12 protein-coding genes are annotated in these 7,416 nt (G+C 66.1%); 5 read left to right on the forward strand and 7 right to left on the reverse strand.

The window, feature by feature from the left end; all coding sequences use genetic code 11:
* Nucleotides 1–274: 274 nt before the first annotated feature.
* Together ACFC2Y_RS04645 and ACFC2Y_RS04650 are read right to left on the reverse strand one after the other, a co-directional pair.
* Nucleotides 275–916, reverse strand: a complete 642-nt coding sequence (locus ACFC2Y_RS04645) for an NrsF family protein (RefSeq protein WP_375175219.1) — start codon at nt 914–916, stop codon at nt 275–277.
* Between the two features lie 12 nt (nt 917–928).
* A complete protein-coding gene (locus tag ACFC2Y_RS04650) occupies nt 929–1,477 on the reverse strand; it encodes a sigma-70 family RNA polymerase sigma factor (protein ID WP_375175218.1) in 549 nt (182 codons plus the stop codon).
* 184 nt (nt 1,478–1,661) lie between these two features.
* Between ACFC2Y_RS04650 and ACFC2Y_RS04655 the strand changes: the two genes are divergently transcribed.
* The 4 genes from ACFC2Y_RS04655 to ACFC2Y_RS04670 all read left to right on the forward strand — a co-directional run bounded on the left by ACFC2Y_RS04655 (nt 1,662) and on the right by ACFC2Y_RS04670 (nt 4,229).
* Nucleotides 1,662–1,988 carry a DUF2282 domain-containing protein gene (locus tag ACFC2Y_RS04655; RefSeq protein WP_375175217.1) on the forward strand — a complete coding sequence of 109 codons (327 nt, stop codon included), beginning with the start codon at nt 1,662–1,664 and terminating at the stop codon, nt 1,986–1,988.
* A gap of 72 nt (nt 1,989–2,060) precedes the next feature.
* On the forward strand, nt 2,061–2,912 hold the full coding sequence (locus tag ACFC2Y_RS04660; RefSeq protein WP_375175216.1) for a DUF692 family multinuclear iron-containing protein: 852 nt from the start codon (nt 2,061–2,063) through the stop codon (nt 2,910–2,912).
* Nucleotides 2,909–3,664 carry a putative DNA-binding domain-containing protein gene (locus ACFC2Y_RS04665; protein ID WP_375175215.1) on the forward strand — a complete coding sequence of 252 codons (756 nt, stop codon included), beginning with the start codon at nt 2,909–2,911 and terminating at the stop codon, nt 3,662–3,664. The genes ACFC2Y_RS04660 and ACFC2Y_RS04665 overlap by 4 nt, the downstream gene beginning before the upstream one ends.
* Before the next feature lies 1 nt (nt 3,665).
* Nucleotides 3,666–4,229 carry a DoxX family protein gene (locus ACFC2Y_RS04670; protein ID WP_375175214.1) on the forward strand — a complete coding sequence of 188 codons (564 nt, stop codon included), beginning with the start codon at nt 3,666–3,668 and terminating at the stop codon, nt 4,227–4,229.
* Here ACFC2Y_RS04670 and ACFC2Y_RS04675 read toward each other — a convergent pair.
* Nucleotides 4,180–4,548, reverse strand: a complete 369-nt coding sequence (locus tag ACFC2Y_RS04675) for a hypothetical protein (RefSeq protein ID WP_375175213.1) — start codon at nt 4,546–4,548, stop codon at nt 4,180–4,182. The genes ACFC2Y_RS04670 and ACFC2Y_RS04675 overlap by 50 nt on opposite strands.
* Before the next feature lie 3 nt (nt 4,549–4,551).
* A complete protein-coding gene (locus ACFC2Y_RS04680) occupies nt 4,552–4,866 on the reverse strand; it encodes an ArsC/Spx/MgsR family protein (protein ID WP_375175212.1) in 315 nt (104 codons plus the stop codon).
* Nucleotides 4,867–5,043: 177 nt separating this feature from the next.
* Between ACFC2Y_RS04680 and ACFC2Y_RS04685 the strand changes: the two genes are divergently transcribed.
* Nucleotides 5,044–5,250, forward strand: coding sequence for a cold-shock protein (locus tag ACFC2Y_RS04685; RefSeq protein WP_375175211.1), 207 nt, complete (start codon nt 5,044–5,046; stop codon nt 5,248–5,250).
* A 32-nt stretch (nt 5,251–5,282) separates the two neighbouring features.
* Here the strand turns inward: ACFC2Y_RS04685 and ACFC2Y_RS04690 are convergent, their stop codons facing one another.
* The 3 genes from ACFC2Y_RS04690 to ACFC2Y_RS04700 form a co-directional block, all read right to left on the reverse strand.
* A complete protein-coding gene (locus ACFC2Y_RS04690) occupies nt 5,283–5,570 on the reverse strand; it encodes a hypothetical protein (RefSeq protein WP_375175210.1) in 288 nt (95 codons plus the stop codon).
* Nucleotides 5,571–5,697: 127 nt separating this feature from the next.
* A complete protein-coding gene (locus tag ACFC2Y_RS04695; protein WP_375175209.1) occupies nt 5,698–5,976 on the reverse strand; it encodes a hypothetical protein in 279 nt (92 codons plus the stop codon).
* A 90-nt stretch (nt 5,977–6,066) separates the two neighbouring features.
* Entirely contained in the window at nt 6,067–6,471 is a 405-nt protein-coding gene (locus tag ACFC2Y_RS04700) for a DUF2177 family protein (RefSeq protein ID WP_375175208.1), read from the reverse strand.
* Nucleotides 6,472–7,416 lie beyond the last annotated feature (945 nt).

Below are 7,416 nucleotides of genomic sequence, written 5' to 3' on the forward strand. Positions count from 1 at the left end.
ACGCTGAGGTCATGTCGGTTCAGTCTTCGAAGACTTTCTCGCAACACTGATCAAACGCACCGCCTGGCGGCAACGCCGGGCAGCGCCGACCCGCCCCCCAGGGCGGCGCTTTCGCGCCACCCTCGGGTCGGTCGCTGCCCTCGGCAAGGACTTGATCCCGTCGAAAACCACACGAAACAGAACGGCTGGGGGTGCAAAACCCCCGCTCCGGCATCAGTCCGGGGCGGGCAAACCGTGCCCCGTAGGATGGGTGCGCCGCACCCATCCCCGCCACCTACCAGCGCAGCCACTTGCCCCCGGCCCAGGCCCCGAGGCCTGCGGTGAACATGATCCCGACCGTGTACCAGGTGGCATAGAAGAGCGGGCTGTCTTCGGTACAGAAGGTGGAGTAGAGCGCCGTTGCAAGACCGGCAGCGGCCAGCCCGGCCAAGGCCCCGGCGGCCTGAGGGTCGACCGGCGCGCCACGGCGCAGGGCGGTGATCAACCCGGCGAGGATCGGCAGGGACAGCACGGTGATCGCGGGCAGGCAGACCGGGATGGAATGGCCGATCCAGTCCCAGAACAGCTCGCCCCGCGGGGTGGTGAACAGGGTCCAGACCACCAGCCCTCCCAGCACGACAGGCACGACCCAGATCGCCCGCGCCGCCACACCCGGCGCCGCGCCCGGCCGGACCGCGCGCAGGCCGAGCGGCAGCGCGAAGGCAAAAAGGGCCAGCGGCAACAATGTCTTGGCCAGGACGAGCGGGTCCTGCCAGTAGTCCATCAGCAGTGGACGGGGGCCGAGCGCCAGACCGTAAAGGGCCAGGGCCACGACACAGCCGAGCGCCAGACCGAGCGCGACCCGCCGCCCGAGCGGAGCGGCGGGCGGGGGGGCGGCATCCTGGGCCAGCATGGTGATGAGGTCGTCGGTCTTCATCGTCACTCTTCGTCAGTTGGTCGTCTGTGCGTCTGTTTCGGCCAGGTCTTTCAGTCGGACCATGGCGCGGTGGTAGGCCACCCGGACCGCGCCCTCACTCATGTTCAACTCCACGCCGATCTCTCCGGCGCTGCGGCCTTCGATCCCGACGGCCCTGACAATCCGGGCAGCGCGGTCATCTATTCTGTCCAGCAGCACCGCGAGATCGCGGGCCGCCGTGGTTTCCCCGGCCTCTTCGGGCAGGACATCGGCCAGATCGTCGATCGGCACCTGTGGCCCCTGACGCCCGCGTCGGCGCCCGGCATCGGCCGCCTTGTAGCGCGCAATGGCATAGAGCCAGGGCGTGACCGGTTCGTCCTCTCGCCATGTATGACGTTTGGAATGCACCGCAAGAAGCACCTCCTGCACGATGTCCTCGCCATCTTCCGCCCCGCCGGTGCGGGCACGGACGATACCGCGAAGGACCGGGGTGATTTCGGCCAGGAAGGCGCCATAGGCGGCGCCGTCCCCGCGCATGCCCCTGCGCAGCAGATCGCTCCAGCGGTCGTTGCGATCCGTCATTCACCTCTCCATTCGCGGGCCATGGGCAATCGTTACAGCGAACCGTGAAAATTTGTAAACATCATCACTCGTTCGTGAGGCGTGTAACATCCCCGACCCGGGCCGCGAAAGGAGGGGCACGGTCGCCATCCAGGCGCCGCAGTTCACACAGCGCCATTTGGGCGTATTCCAACGGAGGAAAACCATGAAGACCAACAAGGCACTTGTCCTGACCGCATTCGCCGCTGCCGTTTCCGCAACCGGTGCGATGACCACCGCCGCCGCCGCCGCCGACAACGTGAAGTGCTATGGCGTTTCCATGGCCGGCAAGAACGACTGCGCGGCTGGCCCGGGCACGACCTGTGCCGGCACGTCCAAGGTCGACTATCAGGGCAACGCCTGGACCCTGGTTCAGGAAGGCACCTGCGAAAGCGCGGAGCCGGTTCTGGCAGACGGCACCAAGGTGATGCTGCCCGACGGCAAGATGGGCAGCATGGAAGCCCTGGATCGCGATCTGCCGATGGACGGCTGAGGCCTCATGCGGGGGGCGGGAGGAAACTCCCGCCCCGATGCTTTTCCCCGCCACGGCACCAGGAGCCATGTCATGAGCACACATCTCCCCCCCGCCCCCGGCGTCGGCTACAAACCGCAGCACTATGCGGAGATCATGGCTGACCCCGGCCCCGTCGGCTGGCTGGAGATCCATGCCGAGAACTACATGGGCGATGGCGGTCGCCCCCTGGCGCAGCTGCGCCATCTGTCTGAAAGATTTCCCATTTCCGTGCATGGTGTCGGGCTGTCGATCGGCGGCGAGGGTCGCCTTGATCCGGACCACCTGGCGCGGCTGAAACGCCTCTGCGACTGGCTGAACCCGGCCAGCTTTTCCGAACATCTGGCCTGGTCGACCCATGATGGGGCCTTCCTGAACGATCTGCTCCCCCTGCCCTACACGTCCGAGACCGTGACCCGTGTCGCCGATCATATCGACGAATTGCAGGAGGCGATCGGGCGGCGAATGCTGCTTGAGAACCCCTCCTCCTACCTCGCCTTTGCCGAAAGTACGATGAGCGAGACCGATTTCCTGCGCGAGGTGGCGGCGCGGACGGGCTGTGGCCTGCTGCTGGATGTGAACAACGTCTTTGTCTCGGCCACAAACCTCGGCCTCGACGCCCGCGCCTATGTCGCCGATTTCCCGATGGAGGCGGTTGGAGAGCTGCATCTGGGCGGACATGACGAGGATGAGGACGACCACGGCGCGCCGCTGCTGATCGACAGCCACGGGCGCGAAGTGGCCGATCCGGTCTGGGCATTGCTGGAGGATGTGCTGGCGCGGCGGGGCGCGGCCCCGCTGCTGATCGAATGGGATACGGATGTGCCGGAGTGGCCCGTTCTGGCGGCAGAGGCGGAGCGGGCGCAGCGCGCCCTGGATCGCGCCGCAGCCCTGGCCGCAGCATGAGCACGACGGACCAGACCCTCTTCCGCGCGGCGATGATGGACCCCGCCGCGCCGGTGCCTGCCTCCCTCACCGACGGGGCGGGGCGGCCTGCAGGGCGGCGGTTTTCCGTCTATCGCAACAATGTTGCCGTCAGCCTGACGGAGGCCCTGATCGAAGGCTTCCCCGCTTGCTATGCGGTGCTGGGGGACGAGATGTTCCGGGGCATGGCCGGTGTCTATCTGCGCCAGCATCCCCCCGCCTCGCCCCTCATGGCGCGGTTCGGGGAGGCGCTTCCGGGGTTCCTCGACGCCGCGCCGCAGGTGGCGGGGATGCGCTGGATCGGCGATCTGGCGCGGCTGGAATATGCGCTGCGCCAGAGTTACCACGCCGCGGATGCGGAGGCGCTGTCGCCGGAAACCCTGGCCGCAATCCCGCCGGAGGATCTGGGTTCCACACGTTTCGCCCTGCCGCCGTCGCGGCGTGTTCTGCGGTCGGAGTGGCCGGTGCTGTCAATCTGGCACCGCGCGCTGGACCCGACGGCCCCGCAGGCACAGCCGGGGGCCGAAGATGTGCTGATCCTGCGGCCGGACTATGACCCGATCCCGCATCTCCTTTCGCCCGGCGATATCGGGTTTCTCGACGCGCTGGCCGGTGGCGCCCCCCTGGCGGAGGCTGCGGAGGCCGCAACCGAGCAGACGCCCGACCATGACCCGACCCCGATCCTGACCCTGCTGATGCAGAACCAGGCCCTGTTGCCAGCCCAGGAGGCATGACATGACCGATCCGACAGCCCCCCTCGCCCGCCTCACGCCCCTCTTGCCGCTGCTGGCGCGGTTCACCTTTGCGGCGGTGCTGCTGCCCTATTTCTGGGCCTCGGCAGTGACCAAGCTGGGATCGGGCGTGTTCGGCCTCTTCTCCCCCTCGCTCGGGGCCTATGCGCAGATCTTTCCCAAGGCGACCGAGGCGGCGGGGTACAATCTGGACAATCTCGGACTGTTCCACTGGGCGGTGGTCACGGCGGGCATGTGGGCGGAGTTCATCCTGCCCGCGCTGGTCGTGCTGGGCCTGCTGACCCGGCTGGCGGCCTTTGGAATGATCGGGTTCATCGTGTTGCAGAGCCTGACCGACCTCTACGGCCACGGGGCCATCGAACATGAAGGCACGCTTGGCGCCTGGTTCGACAGGGCGCCGGATGCGCTGATCCTCGATCAGCGGGCCTTCTGGGTCTATCTGCTGGCCTCGCTTGTGGTGCTGGGAGGCGGGCTGCTGTCGCTGGACCGGGTGGTCTTCAGAAATGCGCCTTCGGTTCGTCCGGCTTCCCCGCAGCCAGCGCCATGATCCCGGCCACGCCACAAAAGGCCATGGGCCAGAGGGTGAAGAAGCCGAACCCCATGCCCAGATACATCCCCGCAACCGAGATCAGCAAAAGCGCGCCGCCCCAGAGCGCGCGGACCTTGGCCATGCCCGCCCCGGCCAGCGCCAGGATCGGCGACAGGACTGCGGTGGCGCGGATCGCATCCACATTGGCGACCTGTTCGAACAGGCCCTCGACCTCGCCGAAATGGTCGATCGCCTCGGTGTAGCCATAGCTGAACACCCCGATGATCAGCCCCATCAACCCGCCGATCATCCCCAGGATCAAGGCCGCGTTCCGCATCGCTCAGACCCCCAGATCGGCCTGGGTGGCCTTGGTCCAGCCCAGGGTCATGCGGTCGCCGTCGACGATCAGGGGTCGCTTCATCAGGGTCGGATGATCGGCCAGCAGCTCCAGCGGCGGGCGGCTGCGCTCCGCCTCCTCCATGCCGCGCCAGGTAGTGGATTTGCGATTCACCAGGGCCTCGCCGAAGGTGTCGAGAGCGGCGGCGAGAATCGCCGGATCCACGCCTGATTCCCTGACATCGACGAAGTCCGCCCCCGGCAGCGCCTTTCGCGCGGCGCGGCAGCTGTCGCAATTTTTCAGGCCATAGAGCTTCATAGCTTCCTTCCCTTGGGCATTTGCAATGACATAGGTGACATTCCGCCCGGATTCATCACCGTTTTGCTTGATTTTTACATGGCACCCGCAGTCTGCTGGAGTGGATCGGGTCCAGTTCGGCCCGGTCCCCCCGTGGATTTTCGGGGGAAGTACAGAAGTACCAGAAGGAGACGCGGCATGCCGAACGGCACCGTAAAGTGGTTTAATACGACCAAGGGATATGGGTTCATCGAACCGGAGGATGGCGGGAAGGACGTGTTCGTCCATATTTCCGCGGTTGAGCGATCCGGGTTGACCGGCCTCGCTGACAACCAGAAAGTCGCTTACGAACTTCTCGACGGTCGCGATGGCCGACAGATGGCCGGCGACCTCAAGCTTTTGTAAAGCTTCTCTGCCGACCCGCTGACCCGGGCGGTTCAGGCCGGGTCCTTGGCTTTGGTGTCGAGCCAGGCTTCGCCCATGGCCACGATACAGCTTTGGCCGCTGGCGTAGGTGATGACCATCGTCCAGTCGCCGCGCTTGTCCGTCCAGACCTCAAGCACCTGTTCCGGGCCGCGCAATCCTACGTTCTGTCGCTGGCTGTGCATCTGGCGCGTCAGCTTTTCGGTCATGCGCGAGGTCGGCTCGCAGAGCACCTCCGCGATCGGGTTGCTGGCAAGGGCCGGAGCGGCGAGCAGGAGAAGCAGAAGCGCGGATCGGATCATGTGGGGCCTGTTTGCTTGTTTTCCCCAATGTAACAGTTTGATGACGATCCGGCGAGAGACTTTCCCATAGGGCATGCAAAAAGGCGCGCCGGGCGGGCGCGCCTGTGGTTCGGTCTGTGGGGGCTGCTCAGCCTTGGGGCGATTTCGATCCGTCCCAGCCCTGCGGCGATTTGGAGCCGTCGTAAGGCGCCCGATAGACCCGGCGGGTCGGATGTGCCTGATATTGCGAGTAAGTTACCGACTGGTTCGGCACCCCGCAGCAGATCACGCCGCCCATCTGGACCGGCTGTAGCCCCTGGGGGCAGTAGTTCGCGCTGGCCGGATAGGGGAAGAGTTTCGCATCTGCCGCCGCCGGGGCGGCCATGGCGAAGAGGCCGAGGCCCGCGGTGATCATCAGTGTTTTCATGGGTCTGCCCTCGTCAGTGCCGTCTGGCGGTTTGGGCAAAGCTTAACACCCGGAAGGCAAAACGCAAAAGACTATTGGTCCGATGTGGCGTCAGCCCCGGAACACCGCCCGGGTGATCCAGACCCCGGCCGCCGCCGCCGTGCCGGTCAGCACGGTGCCCCAGATCAGGTCCACCACGACCATGCGCGGGGCCCAGTCCTTGAGCGTGGCGTAATTGGTAAATTCGTAGGTCCCATAAGCCATTGCGCCCAGCAAAGCCCCCCCGAGCAGCGCCTGCAGAACCGTGCCGTCACGCAGCGCCGGGATCGACACGAACCAGAGCAGCGCGCCCACGTAGAAGAGGTAGAAAACCGCCGCCGGTCCGAGCCGCAGGTCGTCGAGAAGCAGATGCGAGATGCGCGTCTCGAAGACCGGGCGGATGACGGTCTTCAGCATGATCGCATCGAGGCCGAGGAAGATCACGGCGGTGGAGAAATAGAGGGTCAGGGTCTGCATGGCGTTTCCTCCGGGGGCTTCGAAAGGTCTACGGCGGGGGCGGAAAAGTGGATCGGTTTTACGTCGGTATCTCGTCGGTATCACGTCGGTACTGCAGCGCAGAAACGGGATTTGCGGAGGGGGAGGGCCGGTCCGCGCAGCGGCGGGCCGTCCGGTGGACGGACCGAGGCCCGAACGGGCGGAGCCCCGGGAAGGCCGTCCAGAAGGCCGGGTGAAAGGTAGAGGACCGAATGCGGGACGCGCCGGACGGGTGAAGGCGGCCTGCGCATGCGGCCGGTTGTGCAGCTTCCCGGCGGGGCGTGAGGCGGACATGGGCGAGACGGAGAGTCGATGACCCGTAGGATGGGTGATTGTCACCCCTCGCGCCACCGGGCGCCGATCAGGTCATTGACCCGGATTGATGGGTGAAATCACCCATCCTACGGCCTGATCAGTGGACGGAGTCCGCGTGGGTGTAGGGTGGGGCGCGGGACGCTTGGTGATGAGGGCCGCGTCCGACCCTGGGGTGAGAGGCGTCCCGGAAACGCTCCGGCGGAGCGTTTCAGCCTCGAACGCGCGAAGCGCAGGGGGCGCTGGACGCTTGGCGGTGAGGGCAGCGCCCGACCCTGGGAGGGCGCTTCGCAACGCTTTTGGTGAGCGATTTATCTCGCAAGCATTTTGGTCGGGTTGTTTGGCGGGCGACGTCGACATGCGCCCTCCCGGGGGGAGGGGTGAGGGCCGTCTCGGAAACTCTCCGGTGGAGAGTTTCAGGCCCGAACGGGCGGAGCCCAGGCGGGCGCGGCCCGGGGCTGGTCGCCCCGGGCCATTTCATGGAAGCTTAGGTAGTGTTGACAAAAAGGATTCACAGGGCGGACTAGGTAGTGTTGACAAAAAGGATTCACAGGGCGGACTAATCGTGATTCAAGCTGATATCTGCGATGGAGACCAGCTTGGCACGAGACCTGA

The sequence above is a fragment of the Pseudooceanicola sp. genome (genome assembly GCF_041987405.1).
Lineage (GTDB): Bacteria > Pseudomonadota > Alphaproteobacteria > Rhodobacterales > Rhodobacteraceae > Pseudooceanicola.